This window comes from Ruminococcus sp. NATIVEDY160 (assembly GCF_045819885.1).
Lineage (GTDB): Bacteria > Bacillota > Clostridia > Oscillospirales > Acutalibacteraceae > Ruminococcoides.
On sequence record NZ_CP162391.1, the window covers coordinates 1,645,351 to 1,666,237 of the forward strand.

Sequence of the window (20,887 nt, forward strand, 5' to 3'; positions counted from 1 at the left end):
ATGTTGCAGTTATATAACTAAAAACAAATTCTACGCCGCTGCATTCGCATTAATGTTATCGATCGTCTGCCGGATTCTCAACCATAAAGAAGTGTCGCTGAATACCTCTACAATGCTTCCTCTATCCGTGAACGGCGGTTCCTGTAAAACCGACAGATCCTTCATCACACCGTTTTGAACTATATACTCAACGATTTGATTAACGAAATAGATTTGTCTGCTGTCAAGGCTCACATCATTCAAGTATTCGGCAAACGCTTCCTTGGCGGCGTTCATATCCATTCCGACGATCTCGCGGACAAATTCGCCCAGCGGCTTTGCGCCAAACTGCTGTTCATATTCTGATTTAGAGCCAAGCTGAGTCCACAATATACTCTCCAACTCATCAACATCAGACTGATCAAGCGGGATATTGCTCCTCAGCTTTGCGATAGCTCCCTCGTCCAGATGACTGCGCAGGTAATACTCAACCTTTTCGTGATAGTTCTTCAGATCATCATTTTCCAAATCCGAATCGACCCAGTCGACAGACAAAATCTCATCATCAAAATTCGTGTTATATATTTGTCCGTCGTGAGGCAGATACTTCATCAAATTTCGGAGCTGTTCTCTAATGTACTCAAAATCATTGATACCCGCGTTATTAAAATAATCGGTATGTAAAATCTTATTGATCAGCTCGGACTGCGCCATGATCTCCGGGATATTCGCCACGCTCGCAATACCGCTTACCTTGTCGAAGAAATCTCTGCGGCGTTTGCCGTAGCCTTTGCCGGCGAGATAACACAGCTCTATCCCGTACATAAGCGCGTCAAATCGCACCGCCTTGGCGTCGTCATCATCGGGAGTGATAAGCGGCGCAAGCTCATCCCTGATATTGAGCGTATCCTCATAGGTCAAAGCCGCGTAGTTCTCCTCTGCGGAGAATTTTTCAACATAACGCAAATGCTGGCGCACGGCGAATTTTTCGCGGTTAAGCTCGGAAGCTTTGCGCACCATATCGTCAACAAGCGATTTACGAAACGCCTGCAAGTCATTCGTCTGATAAGCCAAATCCTGCAGCTTAAAAGCGATCTGAGCTTTCAGATAAAAAATCGCGCTCTGCAAAGCGGCGTTATTCGCGCTCGGCTTGCCCTTATTCATACGGAAAAACGCGAAGTTTCCGCAGAAATCAAAAATATAAAACTTTTCCTTGTCCTTGCCGTCTCTGAGTCCTTCGCACAAGCGCGTACCTCTGCCGATCATTTGCCAGAACTTCGCCTTGCTCATCACCTTTTTGAAAAATACAAGGTTAAGCACCTCGGGAACGTCGATCCCCGTGTCGAGCATATCTACCGAAATGGCGATCTGCGGCATTTTCTGCGGATCGGAAAATTCATCAATAAGGCTTTGGGCGTAGTTTATTTTATTATCGATTACCTTGGCAAAGCCGTGAGCCAGATGAGGGTATTCCTGATTAAAAACCTCGAGTATCTTCTCTGCGTGATTGTGATTCTTGGCGAAAATGATCGTCTTGCCGATTTTCTGCCCGTAATCGACTGTCAAGCCCTGAGTCATAAGGATATTCAAGACCTCGCGGATCGTGTCTTTATTGAAAATCCAGTCGTTAAGCGCGCCCGAGCCGATTTTATCGGGCATTTCTCCGTCCTCATCGGTAAAAGTATTCTCATATTCAGCCTTGTCCTCGTCCGAGAGCTCGTCATATACTATTCCCTCTTCGATGAATTTGAGGCGGGTTTCAACGGACATAAAATCGACCAAAAAGCCGTCCTTTACCGCCTGACTAAGCTCATATGCGTAAGTCGGCTCATTGTCGGCAAGCTCAAAAACCTCATAGGTGTTTTTCTCGACCTCGTCCTTCGGAGTAGCGGTCAAGCCGACCAAAGGCGCGTCAAAATAGTTGAAAATGTCCTTGTATTTGTTGTAAATAGAGCGGTGCGCCTCGTCGCAAATCAGCAAATCAAAATGGCCGCAGGTAAATAGCTTTCCGTCCTCATCCTTGACCTCGTCAATGCAGTTCATCATCGTCTGATATGTCGAGAAAACGCAGTGCGCCGTGTAGTCATTTTTGCTCTCGCAGAGATTCGTCACGCTCAAATCGGGCAAAAGATTCACAAAGCTGCGCTTTGCCTGGGTGACAAGTGAAGTACGGTCGGCGAGGAAAAGGATATTCTTCACCCAGCCGTGGCGCAAAAGCACGTCACAAAGCGAAATTATCGTCCTCGTCTTGCCCGAGCCCGTTGCCATAACGAGCAGCGCCTTGCGGCGGTTTTTATTATCAAGCGAATCGCACACCGCTTTGACGGCGGCGACCTGATAATACCTGCCGGCGATATCGGGGTTTATCATAACGTTTTGCAGGCTGCGGCGCATGGTTTGAAGATTAAAGAGCTTTTCCAAATCGCGTTTTGAATAGAACGCGGCAACGCGCCTTTCGGGGTATACTCCGTCGTCAATGCGGGTGTCAAAGCCATTAGTAAGGAAAATCACCGGACGTCTGCCGTGCTGTTTTTCCAAAATATCGGCGTACAGCTTTGCCTGCTGACGTCCGACAGAGGGATCCTTGCAGGTGCGTTTGGCTTCTATGACCGCCAAAGCCCTGCCGTCGTCGCCGTAGAGCACATAGTCGGCGTATCCGATACCCGAATCGCTCGGCATACCGTGCAGCTCGACCTCGTTTATCCAGTTTTTGCCCTCGATCCATCCGGCGTCCTGGAGCATCGTATCAATATATAGCTTGCGGGTTTTGAACTCAGAGAGGTCGATCGGGCGCGGCGTATATGTCTGCTGCTGCTCGGCACGGCGGGCAGTCAGTTCCTCTTTGAGCGATTTGTTTTCTTCGATCAGCTTTTCAATGTCGATCTTATCATCGCCGGTCACCATTTCCATAGCTTCCGAGGCGGTAAGCTCTAACAAAGACGGATCAAAGGTCTGCTCATGATAATCCTTGCCGTAGCAATACGCGACGAAATCAAGGAAATAAAAGAGGTTTTCAACGCATAGCTCCGCCTGGGGAACAGTCACCTTTGTGGCTGCGTGAGCGGACTTGTTGCCCACCCTGCGGATATAGTCCATGCGACGAAGCATGTCCGCGCCGACGATATCGCGAAACTCATCGGTAGACATCAAAACCACAAGGCTGTCGTTATAAGGCATAACCAAATCACTGTCCACGGAATACATCCACTTGACGGCAAACTCCATCGCCCTGCGGCAGTTGAAAGCGCAGGCGTCGGGGTCAATATGTAAAATCTTCTCCGCGCTGATTGCCACATCGGCAAAGCTCTCAAATTCCTTGTCATTTTTTAAGAAATCAAAGTTGGTCATAGTTTTTCACCCACTTATTTGCTTACTATCGATATATCAAAATCGTATTATTCTTATCATAAAATCACTTTATTGTTTTGTTATAAAATATGCGATCAATGCGCCAGCCAAAACGCATAGTAGATACCAAATAAAGTTTGATGCAAGATTAGTCATTATTGCATTGAATACTTTTCTGAATTTTGATTCCTTATTTGCGCCCGCGCCGCTGTTATTATTTGCGTTTGAAACATTCACTTTTTTGCTATTGCTTACTATAGTAGCTGTGCTATTGTTATTTGCGATAGCATTGTTTCCACCGTTTATTGTAATTTGATTAGTTACTGGTTTGGAATTATTGTTGTTTATTTCAGTTCGATTAAATATGTCTACTAAATTCTGTAATACCACCTTATCGTTTGAATTAATATGTAATTCATCCTTTGGTATAATACTGTTAGTAATAAAAACATGTATATCCGTGTCTTCATAAAAATCAACACTTATTTGTAATTCATAAAATGTAAAATCTGAAACTCCATATGCATGCTGAATGAATTCATCTATACCTACTGTAGTACAACGCATTTCGCCAATAGAAAAGTGAAATTCTGCGTCAAAGTATTTTTGGGGCATGTTGAGTTTTCTTAATGATTCAACGATCCAATCGTAAGTATCTTTTACTGATTGAAAAGTTTCATCACTATACTTATTTTTTATATTAATTGAAAAATCAGCCATAACGATTCCTTTCTATCCAAAAAACTTTTGCATGAGTGATTTTTTTAATGTTTCAAGTTTATCTATGCTTTTTTGTACTGACAATTTCGATTTATCGATTTGTGCTACGAAGTCGGCAAACTGGTTTTGTAACGATAAAGGTGGCACAATCATAGGAATAGATTCTATTTGTTGTTTTGTTATAGCCTCTCTTGTTGCTCCGCTTCCTGCTATCTCTAATAAGTATTTTTGAAAACTATCGCTTGTAAATGCTTTGCAAACGAATATAGGAATTACATAATCATTGCATCGAATAACACAAACGTGCTGATTAACTCTTGCAGGTAAAATATCATCGGGCACTATACAACATCTTGCAACAGAAGCCCCTGTGATATTAAGTAAAACATCTTTTTTTTGAATTGTAACATTGCTAAGTTTTGTCGCTTGTTCGTCTGAAATATGGGCTAAGTCCTTGTATTCAAAGAACCCATTGTGTACATTCATACTTCGGATTAAAGAAATGCCATCTATACAATAGCTATCACGCCCACCTCTTGGTGTCGCTCCAGAACCAATTTTATTTGTTAATTCATTTAGTTGTTGTCTGTGCCATTTCATAGGATTTGAAACCGGATCCCCAAACATCTCCACAAACCGTGATTTGACAAGCTTGTCCAGTTTTTGTGCAATTACCTTGTATTTGTGTATTAGTTTATCAACTGTAATAATTTTTTTTGAAATCTGTTTTTGTGTGTCTTTATCAGGCAGTGGAAATAATGTGTTATCAAATCTAGGTTTTGTTATATGTTTCATTGTTGAGCCGTGAACTTCACTACCCATTCTTTTTAACAAATACTCTACGGTTAAGCAAAAGTAATCTTTATCAACATCAATTTTATCAAATACAACCTTAAAAATGTGCTGATTAAGTAGAGCATCCTCCTTTTCCCATACAAACACTCCTAAACTTGCAGACCAAGAAATAAGAACATCACCTTTTTTAACTAAATACTTTGGGTTATATTCTTTGTTGTAATAGTTAGTTTGATAATCGTTTCCTGTAAGATTTTGAATACGAATTATCGGTAATCCATTGTCTGACCAATCGGACGGCTTGAATGCATAGCCATTTATATATGTTGCAACATCCCCCAATCGAACGGTTCCTTGATTACTCACACAACATCCCCTCCAATTCTTCCAGACCTTTGGCTATTTCCTGCTCGAGCGTTTTGAGGTCGGCGAGGAGCTCACTTGTCGGCGGATATTCTACGGGGACATACTCCACCTTTTTGTACTTATTGATAGAGAGGTCGTAATCGTTTTCGACAATCTCATCCTTGGGAACAAAGAACGACTGCTCGGTGCGCTCGCGGCTTTCCTCCTGCTCGCGGTTTTGGAAGCGGTTGATTATATCGGGGATATCGTTTTCGGTTACGGGCGTGCGCTTGTCGTCGAGCGAGAGCCCGTCGGATTTCATATCATAAAACCAAACCTTGTCCGTTCCGCCGTGCCCTGTCTTTGTGAAAATCAAAATTCCGGTCGATACACCCGCGTATGGCTTGAACACGCCCGAAGGCATTGAAATGACCGCTTCAAGCCTGTTTTCTTCTACCAACGCTTTACGAATTGCCTTATGCGCCTTTGACGAGCCGAAAAGAACTCCGTCGGGTACGATACAGGCGCATCTTCCTCCGACGCGGAGCATTCTCAAAAACAGCGCGATAAACAGCAGCTCAGTCTTTTTGGTCTTGCATGTTTTGAGCAGATCCGCAGAAACCGTGTCATAATCAAGACTGCCCTTGAACGGCGGATTAGCAAGGATCAGGCTGTATTTGTTTTTATCCTGATTCTGGTCGCTAAGGCTGTCGCGGTATTCGATAAACGGGCTTTCGATCCCGTGGGTCATCATATTCATCGCGCCGATACGCAGCATCGTCCTGTCCATATCGTAGCCGAAAAACATATGGTTCATATAATGATCTTTCTTTGCGCGATCAAAGAAAATCGCTTCCTTGTGCGTCTCTTTCAGGTACTCGCCCGCCGTTACAAGGAATCCCGATGTTCCGCAGGCAGGGTCGCAGATAACCTCATCGGGAGTCGGCTGCATAAGCTCTACCATCATACGGATAATATGGCGCGGAGTGCGGAACTGTCCGTTGAGTCCCGACTGGGATATTTTGCTGAGCAAATACTCATAAACATCGCCGCGCACATCAGCGCTTTGCTCCTTATCCACCAGCTCGTAGATATTGTCAAGCGCGTCAACGACCTTTGACAACACAAGCGGAGTCGGCAATTTAAAAATCGCGTCGTCCATATATTTTGCGTAAGCGCTGTTTTTATCGGCGTGAAGGTTCTTGATAAACGGGAACACATCTTCCTGCACAACTGTGTACATCTGCGTTGCGGGAAAATCGTGGAACACCGACCATTTTAGCTGCTGTCCGTTGACTTTTCGTTCTCCGATAGTCACTTCATCCGAAAAAATGCTCTTGAACGGCAAGCCGAGCATAGCGCATTCCTTTGCCTTTGTGTTATCAGCCTCGTCCAGATCGTGTATAAACATCAGATATGTGATCTGCTCAATAACGTCAAGGGGATTAGTCAGTCCGCCTGTCCAAAATATTTCCCAAATACTGTCAATTTTGCTTTTTAACTCACCTGTAATCATCATTCATTCTCCCTGTTCCAAGTGTAAGAGGTGTAGCGACCTCCGCTGATTTTGATTATCTCTCCCTTTGCCAAAAGGTCTGCAAGCGTGCGCTGCACCGTGATCTGGCTGATATCCGGACACTGTTCCATTATTTCGGATTTTGTTATCTTACCGAGCGTGTTTTTGATAACCTCACGGATCCTGTCGGGCTTGGATATGCTTTTTGACGACATAATCTGCACTCTTGAGGTGAAATCCCTGTGCGCGGATATAATGACGCCGAGCATATAGGTCACAAACGGAGCATAATCATTCTTTCCCTCGTGCCATCCTGCGGAGCTGTTTTGAAGCGCGTCATAATATGTGTCCTTTGACTTTTCAATTATCTTTTCAATACTGATATACTTTCCTACGATATATCCGCTGCGATACAAAAGCAAAAGCGTCAGCAGGCGGCTCATCCTTCCGTTGCCGTCGTTGAACGGATGGATGCAAAGAAAATCAAGAATAAAAATCGGGATAAGCAGCAGCGGATCGGCGTCCGGATTCTTTAGCGCTTCATTATATGCGTTGCAGATCTCTTCTACCGCCCCGGGCGTTTCCCACGCGTGAACGGGCTGAAAGCGCACGCTTTTATTGCCTTCGCTATCCTCTTCGGCAATTATATTATCCGCATTTTTATAGCTTCCTCCAATCGAGCTTCCGCTGAATTTGTAAAGATCACGGTGAAGCTGCAGGATCGTCCCGGGCTTTAGCGGAATGTAATCGTAATTATCGTGGATCGTAGACAGAACATCGCGGTATCCGGCGATCTCCTGCTCGCTTCTGTTCTGCGGATTTGTTTTATCAAGGACTATTTTTTTCAGACGCTGATCTGAAGTATAGATGCCTTCCAGTTTATTTGAAGCCTCTGTGCTCTGGATTTTGGCAATTTCGAGCAACTGTGTAAGCGCGTCACGTTTTGCTTCTATAAACAGCGTTTGCTCCCCTTTATATTCGTGGATTTGGGTAAGCATCGTTACGATATCGGGCTGTAAAAGCTTCTTGATCTCAGCAATATAATCAGGCTTTTTCATTTTATCGTTTTCCTTTTCAATTTAATCATATTGTCTGCAATGATATAATTAATTATACCCCTTGAAATACACATTGTCAACGGTTTAATTTAATCATTTTTTGAATTTTGAGTAAATTAAATGCATTTATTTAAGATTTCGTTTATGCATACGAAATACATAAAGGTTTTTCAATCAGCCGCCCCAAAAATAACATTCCCCAAAAACGAAAAGGGTTCGTTTTTGGGGAATAGCTTTTTCTTACTTGTTTATAAAAGGAGTAAACGCAGAACGCATTACGATAACTAAATCAACAATCTTATTCATAAGTTCCGGGTAATTATCTTGCTTGTTGTAATTTAAGCCGGGAATGTATGTACAGATTATAGCGGCCTTTTTACCATCAAGCCTGTCCCAAACGAAATGACAGCCTGCGATATCCTCGATTTCATCCTTGTGCTCATAAAAATTATCATACAAATCCTTATTATCGGGAACCCAAACTCCAACTCTGATGCGATGTTCTTTGTTCACCAAATCTATTGAAATATGGCATTGTGATGAACCGATTGCAACGGAATACCAATGATCAGGTGTCGCCTTGCGTTTATTGAACGGCTTTCCTCTTTGTTCTATAACATCATTGAACTGAGTCCAGAACTGAATTCGGTTTGTTTGCGTTTCATTCAATTCTCCTTTATGAGCTATTGCTTTGACGGTTTTTGCAAAATCATTTGGTTGCTCAACGATCTTGAACATCGGCGCAGGAGCGGAATCTCCAATAGTATATGCATGAACCTCTATCAAGAAAAATGATACGTTATCATCAGTGTGTTTGTTGAGCCATTCGATTGCGCTGGCATGTTCATCTCTGGCTTTGGCAACAATCCAAACCACAACACTGGCATCTAATCCGGAAGCGTAAGTAATAATCTTTCCGAGATGATCGTGGTTCGTCTGCTCAAGCTGGTTTTCAATCAGAACTGATTTGCCTGTAATCTCATCTTTGCAGATAATATCACAACGATAACTACCAACAAACTGTTCTGTATCAACATCCGTCAGCGAAAGATTCATTTCTTCTCCAAGAGCCCGAATGTTTTCATCTTCGGCAAGCCATTTTGAAAAATCATATTGCTCATGTGCCCATACCGACCGTATATCAATCTCTTTTATTTTACCGAGTTTCATTATAATCTTAGTCCTCCCCTGTCAGTTACAAATAAACCACCGTTTATTTTGAGCTCTTTAGTATAGTATACCGGAGCTATTTTTAGTTTACAACACTCATAATAATAATTCAATGATTTATTGAAAATAATATTTTAATATTTGAGCGTGAGGAGGAGAGTTATAATTATTTTACAACTCAAACCCGTCCGTGATGCCGTTGAGCATATTCGTATCGCGTTTGACGTAGTAGAGCTCGGTGATTTCTGAGGTGGTGTGACCGAGAAGGTCTGCTACCTGTCGCGGCGTTAGGGATTTGATGTTGCCGTTTTTGTCCTTCGTTCCGTTGATCAATCTTGTAGCGAAGGTGTGGCGGAGGCTGTGCAAGCCTTTTGTTTCTATCCCCGCCGCCTTGAGTATTCTGTAGAAGCGTTTGCGGAAGTTGACGGGTCGGGTGACTTCTCCGTGCTCGTCAGGAATGAGCGGACTGTCCTCGCCAAAGTAGAACTCGTTTCGCAGGTCTTTGATCATTTCGATCGCGGTGTCGTTGAGCGGGATGTCGCGCTTGCTGGTGGCGCTTTTCAGTTTGCCGACGATCACCTCTCGCCCGCTCTTTCCGGTTACACCTTCGCGCTTTGAAACCTCTTTCACGCCGCGCTGAACGTGTATGACGCGGTTCTCCAAATCGATGTCGGAGTTGAGCAAGCCAAGGGCTTCGCCGGTTCTCAATCCTGTATTCAGCATAAGGACATATGCTGCCGCCTGCTGATATTTTCGTTTGCCGTTTCCGAATGTACTGAACGCTTCCGCCTTGAACTTTTCTATTTCTTCCTCCGAGAATACCGTGATGGTCTCTGTCGGAGGGAGATTTTCTTTGCCTTGAGCGGACATATAGTTTGCTTTCTTGAGCATTTCAACGTTCGCCATTGGGTTCCTGACGATGATCTCCTGCTGATATAGGTGACGGAAAAACTCATTTAGCAGGACGTAGATTTTCTTTACCGTTGTGTAGGCGTAGCCCTCGGTCATCCAATAGTTGAGCAGCTTTTTGATATCCGCGGCGGTGATATCTCCGACGATCTTCTTGCCGAGTTGAGGATAGATTTGGTTTTTCGCTATCGACTCCGCTCTGTCATAGGTCGTCCGCTCCACTGCCGGGAACTTGAACACCTGCAGCCAGTTTTGCAAACTATCTTCTAAAGTTTTCAAAGACTCAACCGAATCATTCTTGTCTTGGTTAAATTCTACGATATATTTTTTCATTTTCTTGTTGACTTCCGACTTCGTTGTGCCCGAGAAGCTCTTGCGCTTTCGCTTGCCTTGCTCATCAAGATACCATACCACGCCTCCCCAGCGACCGTCGGTTCTCTTGAAGGCGCTGCCGTTTGTCAGGATCTCGCGTTGTGACATAGCTGTCATCTCCTTTCTTCAGTACAACAACATATCACATCTCCGGTCATTTATCCAGACCTAATCATCATAATATCCGTCAAGAATTTCTTCAAATCTAACTTTGCCGCGCGTCCTGCGGACATTGTTGATTGCTTCGCGGCGCATACCTTCGAGACAATCCTTATCAATACCATTGGTCGCCGCGAGCACTCTGCACATCATTTCAAGTTGGACAGCGTAGCGGAACAGTCCTTTTGAGATTGCTTTGGCGTTGTCCTCAGAGTATTTTGCGATAGCCTTTCCGAGCTTATCGCTGACGGCAGACTCGTTAGAGCTGAGCAGATAGTCGGCGATATAATTTTCAACCGCCTCCGCGAAAAATTCATTTCTCGATTTGAAATGAAATTGTTTTACCATGTCGTCCGCGCGTTTTACCAAATCCTTGTCCAAATATAGACCTACGCGTTTCATATTTTCAGAATCCATAAATACCTCCAAAAACTCGTGTTAATCAAAATCAACCCACTTCAAAACCGCTTGGAACTGCCGAAACTCGTGATTTCACCTCGAAATATGCGCCTGATCCAGCACCAAAGGGTAAATAACGACACACAGATTGACGCATTTTAAAAATGCGTAAAAACGGCTTAAACAGTCGGCATTGCCGGCTGAAGTGGTCCGCATAGGCGCCTAAGTTAGCGCCTATGCTTTCCCCTGCTTCTTTTTCGACCTTGTTTTTAATGCGTGTTTTGCTGATTCTTTTACTTGATTCCGCCGCTATTGATCTGCTTTTGGTGGAACTCGTCCACCGCACTTTTGATCGGAAGAAGTTGATACTTCAAGTTACCGTTGCGTTTGAGTCCCGCGCTTGTTATCACACTCGTATGCTCGGTGGTTATCAAACCTTTTTCTTCAAGGCTGTGAACATATTTCATCACAGTGTTTCGGCTCATACGAAGCGCCTTGCCGATCGTTTTGAACGAGGGATAGCAAGAATAAGTTTTGCGGTCTTCCATCCGCATCAGATAACTGTACAGCGCAATTTCTCCCGCGCACAAATCTAAATTGAAAATATCATTGGAAAGGGGGAAGAAATTTCCAACGCGGGGCGGAGATTTATAAACAAAGAATTCGCATAGTGATTTGACAATGTTACCCGCCGACATTGTCGTTCACCCACTTAATAAATTTTTCCTTCGGCACTACCATACGCGCGCCAATCTTCAAGGTCGGAAAAGATTTTGTGTGCATCAATTCATACGCTCCCGAGCGCGAGATGCCAAGCACGCTCGAGACGGTTTTTGCGTCGATGAACAAAGGTAGTTCATCATAGGATTTAAAATCCAAGTTTCAATTCCTTTCTTTCGGGTAACAAAATGACCCGTTACTTGTCATGCCGCAACAAACCTTCCCCCTTTGTAAGTTGCGATATGTAAGAAAAGTAAACGAGTCAAACTCAAAATACGCTTGATGATATCAAGCTATGTAGTAAGTATCTTAGTCGTTTTGCTGTATTTTTCAATTAGCAAAACGGGGGATGATAAATTTTGTTTGTACCTGCCTGCACCGAATAGCTTGTCTGCGGCGCGGGCGTTGCGCTTTGATCTTTGTTCTTGTTCGCCGCGCCTGATGCTATACCTATCAGCAGATATAAAACCCAAGCGGCAATGATAATGCCTGCCTTGATCAAGGGTTTCAGTTTTTTATTCCGCGCGATTATGATGGTGAGCGGTATCGGGAAAATAAAAATCCAGCCGAGTACCCACCAGAAAATTCTTTTCTTTTTCTGCGGCGCGGGCTGAGCAGGAACATTCCTTGCCGCATACACTTCGTGCTGTGCGCGTTGCCGCCCTTTTTCAAACGCATAACCCGCATTTTCGGCATTGTCGATTTGAAGGTGCTGAACCTCATCATCAATCAAGATCTGCGCTCCGCAGTATTCACAAAACGCTGATTGACGGTCAGCGTCAATGCGCAGATTCGCGCCGCATTTAGGGCAGGTCGTATCTATCAATTTCATAGTGAAACCTCCTTTTCATTTTCATACAGTCAAGAACTGCGCAAGTAAAATTTATTGATCCGCGTGCTCGTTATAATAATCTTCCGCGTCCTCGTAATCATAGAAATCATCATAGTGATCATAGTAGAAATCATCCGCGTCAACATAATCTTTAGCGCTGAATTCATCCTCGGATTTGCTCGATTTGGATTTTGAGGAGTAGTTTTTATACGTTGTTTTCTTTGTAGTTGGCTGAACAGTTGAGGATTCCGTTTTGCTCTTTAAAGTGTAAGAAGATTTATCGGAGTCGGAACTCTTTGCGGTCGAAGAATATGACGAAGTGCTGTACGAACTCTTGTATGAACCGGACGATGTTGACCTTTGCTTATTACTTCCGCACGAACCGAAAACACAGAGCACGATAATTACAAGCACAATAATAATCGCAGTTGTTCCGCAGCCCGAACCGCGCTTGCCGTGCTTGGACGGTTTGTTGCCGCTTTCTTTCATAGATTCCTCAAAAATTCTGTATTCAATATATTCATCTAAAAAGTCATCATGCTTAGACATAACAGCACCTCCTTGTTTTGCGTTATTTTCTAAAACTCGTCTTTGTGAAAATTAAAGAAATCATAATATGTTCTTACGTTTTCAAGTTCTGTCCATTTTGAAGTTGTTACGGGAATCGAATCAAGATTATAAATCTTTGCAAATTTCTGTGCCAGCAGAAACGGAGAGTGCGTTGAGATAATAAATTGACAATTATAAAACCTTGCTGCTTCTTCAATAAACTTTGTTAGTTCAAGCTGACGTTTTGCTGACAAACTGTTTTCAGGCTCATCGAGCAAATACAATGAGTTTTGTTTTATCTTTTCTGTAAAATATTTGAAGGCGCTTTCTCCGTTTGAATACTCTCGGACATTTTTAATCAGATTATTGTCAATATATTTTGACTGTGATTTTCTTCTTGCCTCATTGACTTTTTTTAGTCTTTCGTAATCTTCCATCGTGCGGAATTTAAAATTGGAATTCTTATTTTCAATGTATTCTTCGAATAGTTCTTCTCTTTTGTTGTGAATACCATCGTTAAGATTTCTGACATCAATCATATAGTCGAATACATCATCACTGGTGATAATTCTGCTTTCCCGCGGAATTCTTCTCATAATATCTGCCGAACATTTTGAAACATAAATGTCGAAAAAGTTTGACCTGTTAAAAACGGAATTTCTTATCAACCTCAACTTTTCTGCAATAATGTTCAGAAGCGTTGTCTTTCCTGTTCCGTTTCCGCCGTAAAAGATTGTAACAGGCTCAAACTCAATTTCTTTAAATTCCATTTTCGGAAAAATTTGAAACGGATAATAGGTATTAAAGCATGTCCGAACTTCACCATAAACAAAAAATCTCCATTCCGTATTCTCATCTGGCAATTTAAACCGATTCAAATAAATCATTTCTTCACCCCAACACTATCTTTCCGCTTTTCTCGCCGTCAACGGCGTAGGACAACAAAACGCCTTTGCAGATTGCGGCGAAGTAATCCGATTTGAGGTGTTCGTCGTCGTAGTTTTCCTCAATCTTTTGCAGCGTTTCGCGGAGCTGTAACAGAACAGCGAATTCGTGCTTGCAGTGGTATGAGCAGAAGCAGCCGCAGTTGAGGTTTCGGATTTCTCCGCCGGAAAATTCAAAGCTGACCTCATACACCTTGCTGCCCTCAACAAGCGCTCTGCCTTTATTGCCGTCCACGCAGATATAAAGCACCTTGTTGCGGTTGTAATAATCATAGCCTCTGTCGAAGATTTCACTACGGATATTTAGATTGCCCAAATCACTCAGCGCAAAGCTCTCGTCATCATAACCGACAGCGACCTCTGTGTCTGTCTCTGGAGGAAGGAACCATCCGCGGATTTTATCATACGGAATAACGTCCTCGTCAAACGCGATAAGGTGTGAACCTCCGAGATAAAACTCACCCTTAACGTTCGTATCAGCGACAGCGATTACGCGCTTATAGTCGGAAAGTTTAATCTTGAATGAGCGCGACACCTCGGTGACAATGCCCTGAAAACCCTCGAGCTTGCCGTCAACAAAAACGATGTCGCCGACGCGCAAATCAAATTTATCGTTGTAATACGCAAGCGAACGCCCCTTACTCGGAAACCGCACCTGCACTACAGATTTTACAGGTCTGCTCTCGCGGATTTTCGCAACCTGCAAATCCTCTTTTTTCTCTTCCTCATAACCCTTAAAACCGATTTTGAATTTCATAACATTGCCTCCTTTATATTTCTTTTTTGCTTTTGTCAAAGTGAGCTTTTGCTAACCGGGCAAAAATTTCGAAAAAATCGTAACTTCACTTTGTCAATTTACGTTTTCGATACTATAATTATCTCAAAACCACTGTATCATTTAAAGGACAATGCAATTTTGTATTATAATTTCCTTTGATAATTGCAATATTTAATTATCATTTTGCTTGACAGACTGCTTTTCTTTGATTGACAGTCATATTTTAAAACTCGCTCAAAAACCGCCGACAGCGCGAAAATATCATTGTTCGGGTACTTTCCTTATTTTACGCAACAAACCGCACACAGGGCGATTTTCGGCGCAACAAGGCGCAAAAAACGCAGCCCATTAAGAGCTGCGTTTTTCATTCTGCCAGTAGCTATTCTGTTATAAGAAGTCAATATTTCTTTTTAAAAAGCATTTCATCTCTCAAAAATAAATTCATCTCTCAAAAGTATTTCAAAAATGAGAGATGAAATTTATATTTCGCAAGCAGCTCAAAAACTGCCGACACCGCGGAAATGCCTTTTGACGGGTACTTACCCTGTTTTTCGCAACAAACCGCACACAGGGCGATTTTCGGCGCAACAAGGCACAAAAAACACAGCCCTTAAGAGCTGCGTTTTCTTATTCTGTCAGCAGTGATTCTACAGTCAGCCTAACTCCCAACCGGAAACCGTTGATAAAGCAATCACATTCGTTCAGACAATTAAGCTCTGCCCATACGTCTTTCAGTTTGCCGAAAATTTCCGCCTCGCTTTCATTCAGAATCTTTTGAAGCCGCGCTTCATGGCGTAGAACCAGTTTTTCAAGCCTGTCGTTCTCGCTGTCCGGATTAATATCGCGCTCGCTGGGATTGATGTTGCCGTAGTACAGCTCTCTGATTGTGTCCATGCAGACACCTCCTTCAAGCACAACAGAATACCACAAAAATCGAAAAAGTCCAGACCTTTTTCATAATCGTTTTCTTTGATTACAGCGTCGCAAATTTTGACAGAACATCAAATTCAAATACAGCTCTCATTCCAGTATTTCCAAGCCATACTCGCCCAGCTTGATGTTCGTATTTAATATATCCGTGTGGTGCTCTAAGCAGTGAATAATAATTGAATCTCTGGTATCTCTTGCGTAAAGCGGAGCGTAACCGCTCTTTTTCAAAAGCTGCTGCGCTTCATCAACCGTCAGCCTTAACCCGAAGCATAGCATAATCACCTTATTGCGCGATATGTTCTTTGAGGTTTTGCCCGACAATATTTCGTAACAGTAGCCTTTGTTCATCCCTGAGCCGTGAACAACCATTGATTTTGTCAGATTCTTTCGCGCAAGGTAGTAATCTATCATCTCGCTTAATGAACCGAAGAATATTTCGCTGTCGTTTTGATCAAAGTAATCTTCAACGCTCGGTGATTGTTTGAGTATGTTCATCAAATCATCAGTACTCTTTTTCATTTTACATCTTCCTTTTTCTTTGATTTGTGATAGAATATAAATATATTACCAATAAAGACAAACGAGGTCAATATGGTTACCAATCAATATAACTTATGGAACTTTGCATTTGTCGCACGAATACACCGTAATATTGACTTGGTGCGCAACAACATCACGGGACAGTTAATGGTCAGGCGGATTTCTCCTGCCGGGGACTTCGCCATACTGCAAGCCTTATGTCAAATCAAGCGCCCTAATCTTATGGAAGTTTACGATTTAAGATTTCAGGACGGTGTTTGTATCAGCCTTTGCGAATTCATCAACGGAACTACGCTTGCGTTTCAGGTGGAAAGCGGCAATTTGTACGACGTTAAATCCGCGAGGAAAATACTTTGCCAAATCTGCGAAGGTCTTGCAGAACTGCACAGTCGCGGCATTGTTCACCGCGACATTAAGCCCGAAAATATTATGATAACAGGCGACGGCACGGTGAAAATCATCGACTACAGCATTTGCCGTTTGATTAAGCCGAATCAGCACAAGGACACGACCGTACTCGGAACGGCAGGCTATGCCTCTCCCGAGCAGTTCGGCTTTGCGCAGACAAGCGGAAAAGCTGATATTTACGCCTGCGGCGTGCTGCTTAATTATCTTTTGACAGGCAGGTTGCCAAATGAAGAGCTGCATCAGGGTGCGCTTAAGCACGTTATCGTGCGGTGTATTGAGATTGACGAAAGAAAGCGTTTTCAGTCTGCCGAAGAATTGAAGATGGTTTTGCTCGGCAAAAAGTCAAATTCGAGCAGAGCATACCGGCCGTTGCCGGGCTTCCGCAGCAAGCACATTTTTCCGAAAATAATCAGCGTGTTGTTTATCATTATTTGGCTGATTATGCTGCTGATATATATCGCGGGATTTCCTCTGATAATGCAATACGAGCTGAAATACCGTATCCAACAGCTTATCCTGATGGCGGACTTTTTGTTTTTCTGGACATTATTTCCGTATATTCTGTTCGGTGACGTATTCCGCCTGTCAGAGAAAATAAGCCCAAACAATCCCCGAAACGGAAGGTACATAATGCGTTTCCTCGGCGTACTCAGCATTCTGCTTGGCATAGTACTGATTTTTGCCGGACTGCATATCACAAATAATATGATGTAGATATTATAGCACACAAAAATTATAAATGTGTCAGCTGCCAGCTGACCACAAATTCAGAGTAATCGTGTATGATAAATACAGGATTACTCTTTTTGTTTAACGGCAAAAATGAAGTACTTCTACCGCCCTAAAATAATATTTTTTATCGAAAGGAAGTATGAAAATGAAAAAACAATTAATTATTTCAATTACCGCAACGATATGCGCCGCATCTATGCTCATATGCGTCTTATCGGGCTGCAACGCAAAAACCGATGAAAGCTCAGACTCAAAATCATCTTCAAGTGTTTCAAATTCGAGCAAATCCGAAAAATCATCCGATAAAATGATCGATTTTTCAAAACTTGACTGGAAAGTCGAAGAAGAAATAATCGACGGTGAAAGACGACCTATTTTTAGCTATACAAACAATACCAATGTCACTGTATGCGATTTTGAACTGGTGTTCAAGCAAAAAGAAACGACAACAAGAGAGGATTTATCTGTATTCAAAGAGGCTACAGACGCGCTTAAAATCTCCGGCGACGCGCTTGATAAGCTTAACTTTACAGCGTCATGTAAACTGTTTACAAAGCCCGGTGAAACGAACGGAAACGACACAATAGCCATAGACAACAGAGTCGGTTACCGCGTTACGGATATGAAGCAATACGCATTGATGGAACCCGATTACGCCACTGTTGCCTTTCTTGACGGCGGATATATTTACGGAATGAACTATGATTTTAAGAACGAAAAAAGCACACCTGTCAAGAAAGCGGTCGAGGCTTATAATTGGACAGATTCCGAATTAGGCAAAGCTATCCCGAAGCTTGAATGCGAGGTCACAAGAATAGGACTTGACGACGAAGATACGTTTTCAGTGACCGGATATGATTTTTCGGAAGAAATGAAAGACGCTTATCTCAACGCGTGTATAGATATGGGGTATAAAACCGACGACAAGCTGACCGACAATTATATTGACTTAAGTAAAGACAACTATAAGGTCAATGTGGATTACTATGATAAAAACAAAGAGTTAAGAATTAGGGTTGAGAGCAGTAAGCAAGAAAGCTCAAAAGTTGGTTAAGGGAGCTCATATGCCGATAAAAACACTATAATTCCCAGTGCTAAAACAGTGCCGCATTACATCCATTTGCTGCGACACTTTCTATCTTAATTCTGTACCATTCTTAATCTTGATTTTTGTTGTATTTTTAATTGAATTTTTCTATTGGTATGTTATAATATAATAAATGGATATTTATATCTTTTGATATACTGGAGGAGTTTATATGATAGGCGGAATGGTGAAAAAATTAATAATCGTTACAGGCGAAAAAGAAAATGTATATGCAGAATTATTATCATCATTGATTTCGATAAATTATGATAACACAAAAAACGTACAGGTTGCTGGCGCTAAAGGAGAAAGCATAGAAGCCATTGTATGGACAGAAAAAATATACAACCAAAACAAGATACAACTAAGCTCAAATAACAAGATTATCTTTGTTGGAAAAACAAAAGCAACTGAACCATTCGTTGTTAGCATTCGTTTCAACAAAAATCTGGAAAAATTCGGCATAAAGCTTGGCTGGTTAGGAAGTAAAGCAATCGTTTATGTTGAACCTGATAAGCTTTTGGGAGATAAGAATCTCTACGATGAATTTTATAAGTCATATGTTGAATTGTCAAAAAAATATGATGATAGCATTGTAGATACTGAGGCTATAAAAAAAGCAAAGCATTCCGAAAATTTGATAAATACGCTTGAAAAAGGCACCCAGACAGTCGGTAATTTCTTTGGCCGATTATTCAATAAGAAAAAAGAAGAAGCTCTACCAGAAAGTGTTCAAGATAAGGATGAATCGGTAATAACCGAAAGCCAAAATAACGAAATTGCCAATTTCTTTGATTTTGGCGCTAAAATCGAAGCTGGCAATTTGATACCTGATCAGTTATTTAGATATGCAATACTAAGTTTTTATATAAACCATCTCACAAATTTTTTAGGTATAAACAATGAGTAATGTAAATAAGTGCTTTAAGGAAGGTTATCAATTTTATTGTGACAGTATTGGAGCCGCTTACTCTACAGGAACAAGCGTTCACGTTCTTGATAATCAATTTGAATATGTTTTCTGTCAACAAGAACAGATTGACAAACTAATTTCTGAAATAAACCACATCACTGATACTTACAGAAACAATCCCGAAGGATCTCGTCAAGGATTTCTGTTTGAAACGTTTCAACGCAAGACATATGACTACAATAGAATTGTTAATCATCAAGGTCACGTTCCTGAAGCTCAACAACCGGCAATGAGCGGATACGCCTCTCCGGATGCAGTTGTCGATGGAGTCGAATACAACGCAAAGGTATATGCGGATGCTCATAAGACTTTCAGAGATGCTATAGCCGTAACGCATCGAAGCGAATACAATAAACTCAAATCTCCAATTTCCGAAGAACAGTTTAAATCTGAAAGAGGGATAAAAGGTAGTTTAGATAAGCTAAAGCAAGAAGGAAAAAAACACCTTGTAGTCTCAGATCAAAAAGATGATATTATTCGTGACGCAAAAAGCGCTGCAAGAGCATCCGTTAACAAGGGAACGGTCAAAGGAGAAAACTACAGAGAAATTGCTCGTGATACGGTTGACCATATAGAAGACCAGTATGGCAACCAATCAATACCAATTTCAAAAATCAGTCTGGAAGAATTAGACAGACAGGCAATAAATAAACAAATCAGTCCTGAAACTCTCAAAGCATTCGGGATAGATCCTTCAACAACTATAAGTTGGGAACAGTTAAGACAACAAATGATTCAGCAATGTTTAAAAACTGGTACTTCAGCAGCATTGATTGCTGCTGTATTGAATGCTGTTCCTGTTATTATCAATGCAATTTCCTTGTTGATAGAAGAAGGTGAATTGGACAGCGATTTCTTTTGCCGTTTAGGTTATCAATCATTAAGCGCACCAGCAAAGGGATTTTTGATTGGATGTTCAACATCAGCGATTATTAATTCAACAAACTATATTAGGCTAAATGAGGTAGCAAAAGGAGCTACCAATATTAGACCATTAACCGGATTACAATCCTCAATGATTGCATTAGCAGTTTCGGTTTTGATATGTACTGTAGAAATTGCCATACAGAAAGCATTAGGAAAGATAAACCACGCCGAAATGGCAGATAGAATTTTTGATTGTTGCCTAACATCAACACTATCAATTATCGGAGGTCTGGTATCTCAAAATATTATGACCTCTTTAGTCAGTGCCGCAAATCAAAAGGCGATTAATGCATTGTTTACTTCATTAGTATCAAAAGTATTTGGCACAGCGTTTACTGCTGCGTTTCCTGCATTCAATATTCTTGCTTATTTAATTGGCTCAGCAGTGGGATTTGCAATCGCTAAGATTGCCCATTATGGAGCGAAACGAATGATTCTCTCTTTCTGTGTAGAATCGGGCTGCACTTTCTTCGGCTTGGTGGATCAAAATTATGAGTTACCGCAGGAAATATTAGATGAAATCGGAATCGATGTTTTCGAATACGAAAAATTCGATTATGAAACTTTTCAGTATGATAGCTTTCAGCTCGATTCCTTTACTCCGGATGCGTTTGAATATGACAAATTCGGCATTACTATTATACGTCGTGGAGTAATCGGCGTTGGCAAAATCGGGTATCAATACTAAATGGTGGAT

General features: G+C 42.0%; 20 protein-coding genes. 4 read left to right on the forward strand and 16 right to left on the reverse strand.

What is annotated here, in order from left to right; all coding sequences use genetic code 11:
* Positions 1–30 precede the first annotated feature (30 nt).
* The 16 genes from AB1I49_RS08115 to AB1I49_RS08190 form a co-directional block, all read right to left on the reverse strand.
* On the reverse strand, positions 31–3,327 hold the full coding sequence (locus AB1I49_RS08115) for a DEAD/DEAH box helicase family protein (RefSeq protein ID WP_407720662.1): 3,297 nt from the start codon (positions 3,325–3,327) through the stop codon (positions 31–33).
* Positions 3,328–3,396: 69 nt separating this feature from the next.
* A complete protein-coding gene (locus tag AB1I49_RS08120; protein ID WP_407720663.1) occupies positions 3,397–4,047 on the reverse strand; it encodes a hypothetical protein in 651 nt (216 codons plus the stop codon).
* 12 nt (positions 4,048–4,059) lie between these two features.
* Entirely contained in the window at positions 4,060–5,208 is a 1,149-nt protein-coding gene (locus tag AB1I49_RS08125) for a restriction endonuclease subunit S (RefSeq protein ID WP_407720664.1), read from the reverse strand.
* Positions 5,201–6,703, reverse strand: coding sequence for a type I restriction-modification system subunit M (locus tag AB1I49_RS08130; RefSeq protein WP_407721664.1), 1,503 nt, complete (start codon positions 6,701–6,703; stop codon positions 5,201–5,203). The genes AB1I49_RS08125 and AB1I49_RS08130 overlap by 8 nt, the downstream gene beginning before the upstream one ends.
* Positions 6,703–7,761, reverse strand: coding sequence for a Fic family protein (locus AB1I49_RS08135; protein WP_407720665.1), 1,059 nt, complete (start codon positions 7,759–7,761; stop codon positions 6,703–6,705). The genes AB1I49_RS08130 and AB1I49_RS08135 overlap by 1 nt, the downstream gene beginning before the upstream one ends.
* Before the next feature lie 240 nt (positions 7,762–8,001).
* On the reverse strand, positions 8,002–8,931 hold the full coding sequence (locus AB1I49_RS08140; RefSeq protein WP_407720666.1) for a DUF4268 domain-containing protein: 930 nt from the start codon (positions 8,929–8,931) through the stop codon (positions 8,002–8,004).
* A 171-nt stretch (positions 8,932–9,102) separates the two neighbouring features.
* Positions 9,103–10,320, reverse strand: coding sequence for a tyrosine-type recombinase/integrase (locus AB1I49_RS08145; RefSeq protein WP_407720667.1), 1,218 nt, complete (start codon positions 10,318–10,320; stop codon positions 9,103–9,105).
* 60 nt (positions 10,321–10,380) lie between these two features.
* Positions 10,381–10,788, reverse strand: coding sequence for a CopG family ribbon-helix-helix protein (locus AB1I49_RS08150; RefSeq protein WP_407720668.1), 408 nt, complete (start codon positions 10,786–10,788; stop codon positions 10,381–10,383).
* Between the two features lie 275 nt (positions 10,789–11,063).
* Positions 11,064–11,468: a helix-turn-helix domain-containing protein gene (locus AB1I49_RS08155; RefSeq protein WP_407720669.1), complete on the reverse strand. Its 405-nt coding sequence runs from the start codon at positions 11,466–11,468 to the stop codon at positions 11,064–11,066.
* Positions 11,455–11,649: a helix-turn-helix transcriptional regulator gene (locus AB1I49_RS08160; protein ID WP_407720670.1), complete on the reverse strand. Its 195-nt coding sequence runs from the start codon at positions 11,647–11,649 to the stop codon at positions 11,455–11,457. The genes AB1I49_RS08155 and AB1I49_RS08160 overlap by 14 nt, the downstream gene beginning before the upstream one ends.
* Positions 11,650–11,824: 175 nt before the next feature.
* Positions 11,825–12,223 (reverse strand): hypothetical protein, encoded by a 399-nt coding sequence (locus AB1I49_RS08165; RefSeq protein ID WP_407720671.1) that lies wholly within the window; start codon positions 12,221–12,223, stop codon positions 11,825–11,827.
* A 150-nt stretch (positions 12,224–12,373) separates the two neighbouring features.
* Complete coding sequence (locus AB1I49_RS08170; RefSeq protein ID WP_407720672.1) at positions 12,374–12,871, reverse strand: hypothetical protein; 498 nt, start codon at positions 12,869–12,871, stop codon at positions 12,374–12,376.
* A 29-nt stretch (positions 12,872–12,900) separates the two neighbouring features.
* Positions 12,901–13,758 (reverse strand): AAA family ATPase, encoded by an 858-nt coding sequence (locus AB1I49_RS08175; protein ID WP_407720673.1) that lies wholly within the window; start codon positions 13,756–13,758, stop codon positions 12,901–12,903.
* Positions 13,759–13,762: 4 nt separating this feature from the next.
* The gene (locus AB1I49_RS08180) at positions 13,763–14,572 is read right to left on the reverse strand and encodes an SWIM zinc finger family protein (RefSeq protein ID WP_407720674.1); all 810 of its coding nucleotides are present in this window, start codon (positions 14,570–14,572) and stop codon (positions 13,763–13,765) included.
* A 648-nt stretch (positions 14,573–15,220) separates the two neighbouring features.
* A complete protein-coding gene (locus AB1I49_RS08185) occupies positions 15,221–15,487 on the reverse strand; it encodes a DUF6809 family protein (RefSeq protein ID WP_407720675.1) in 267 nt (88 codons plus the stop codon).
* 126 nt (positions 15,488–15,613) lie between these two features.
* Complete coding sequence (locus AB1I49_RS08190; RefSeq protein WP_407720676.1) at positions 15,614–16,042, reverse strand: XRE family transcriptional regulator; 429 nt, start codon at positions 16,040–16,042, stop codon at positions 15,614–15,616.
* A 168-nt stretch (positions 16,043–16,210) separates the two neighbouring features.
* On the opposite strand from AB1I49_RS08190, the gene AB1I49_RS08195 reads away from it, so the two are divergent.
* The 4 genes from AB1I49_RS08195 to AB1I49_RS08210 all read left to right on the forward strand — a co-directional run bounded on the left by AB1I49_RS08195 (position 16,211) and on the right by AB1I49_RS08210 (position 20,878).
* Complete coding sequence (locus AB1I49_RS08195) at positions 16,211–17,185, forward strand: serine/threonine protein kinase (protein WP_407721666.1); 975 nt, start codon at positions 16,211–16,213, stop codon at positions 17,183–17,185.
* 163 nt (positions 17,186–17,348) lie between these two features.
* Positions 17,349–18,257, forward strand: a complete 909-nt coding sequence (locus tag AB1I49_RS08200; RefSeq protein WP_407720677.1) for a DUF6591 domain-containing protein — start codon at positions 17,349–17,351, stop codon at positions 18,255–18,257.
* A 205-nt stretch (positions 18,258–18,462) separates the two neighbouring features.
* Complete coding sequence (locus AB1I49_RS08205) at positions 18,463–19,200, forward strand: hypothetical protein (protein ID WP_407720678.1); 738 nt, start codon at positions 18,463–18,465, stop codon at positions 19,198–19,200.
* Positions 19,193–20,878, forward strand: coding sequence for a hypothetical protein (locus tag AB1I49_RS08210; RefSeq protein WP_407720679.1), 1,686 nt, complete (start codon positions 19,193–19,195; stop codon positions 20,876–20,878). Before AB1I49_RS08205 ends, AB1I49_RS08210 begins: the two co-directional genes overlap by 8 nt.
* Positions 20,879–20,887 lie beyond the last annotated feature (9 nt).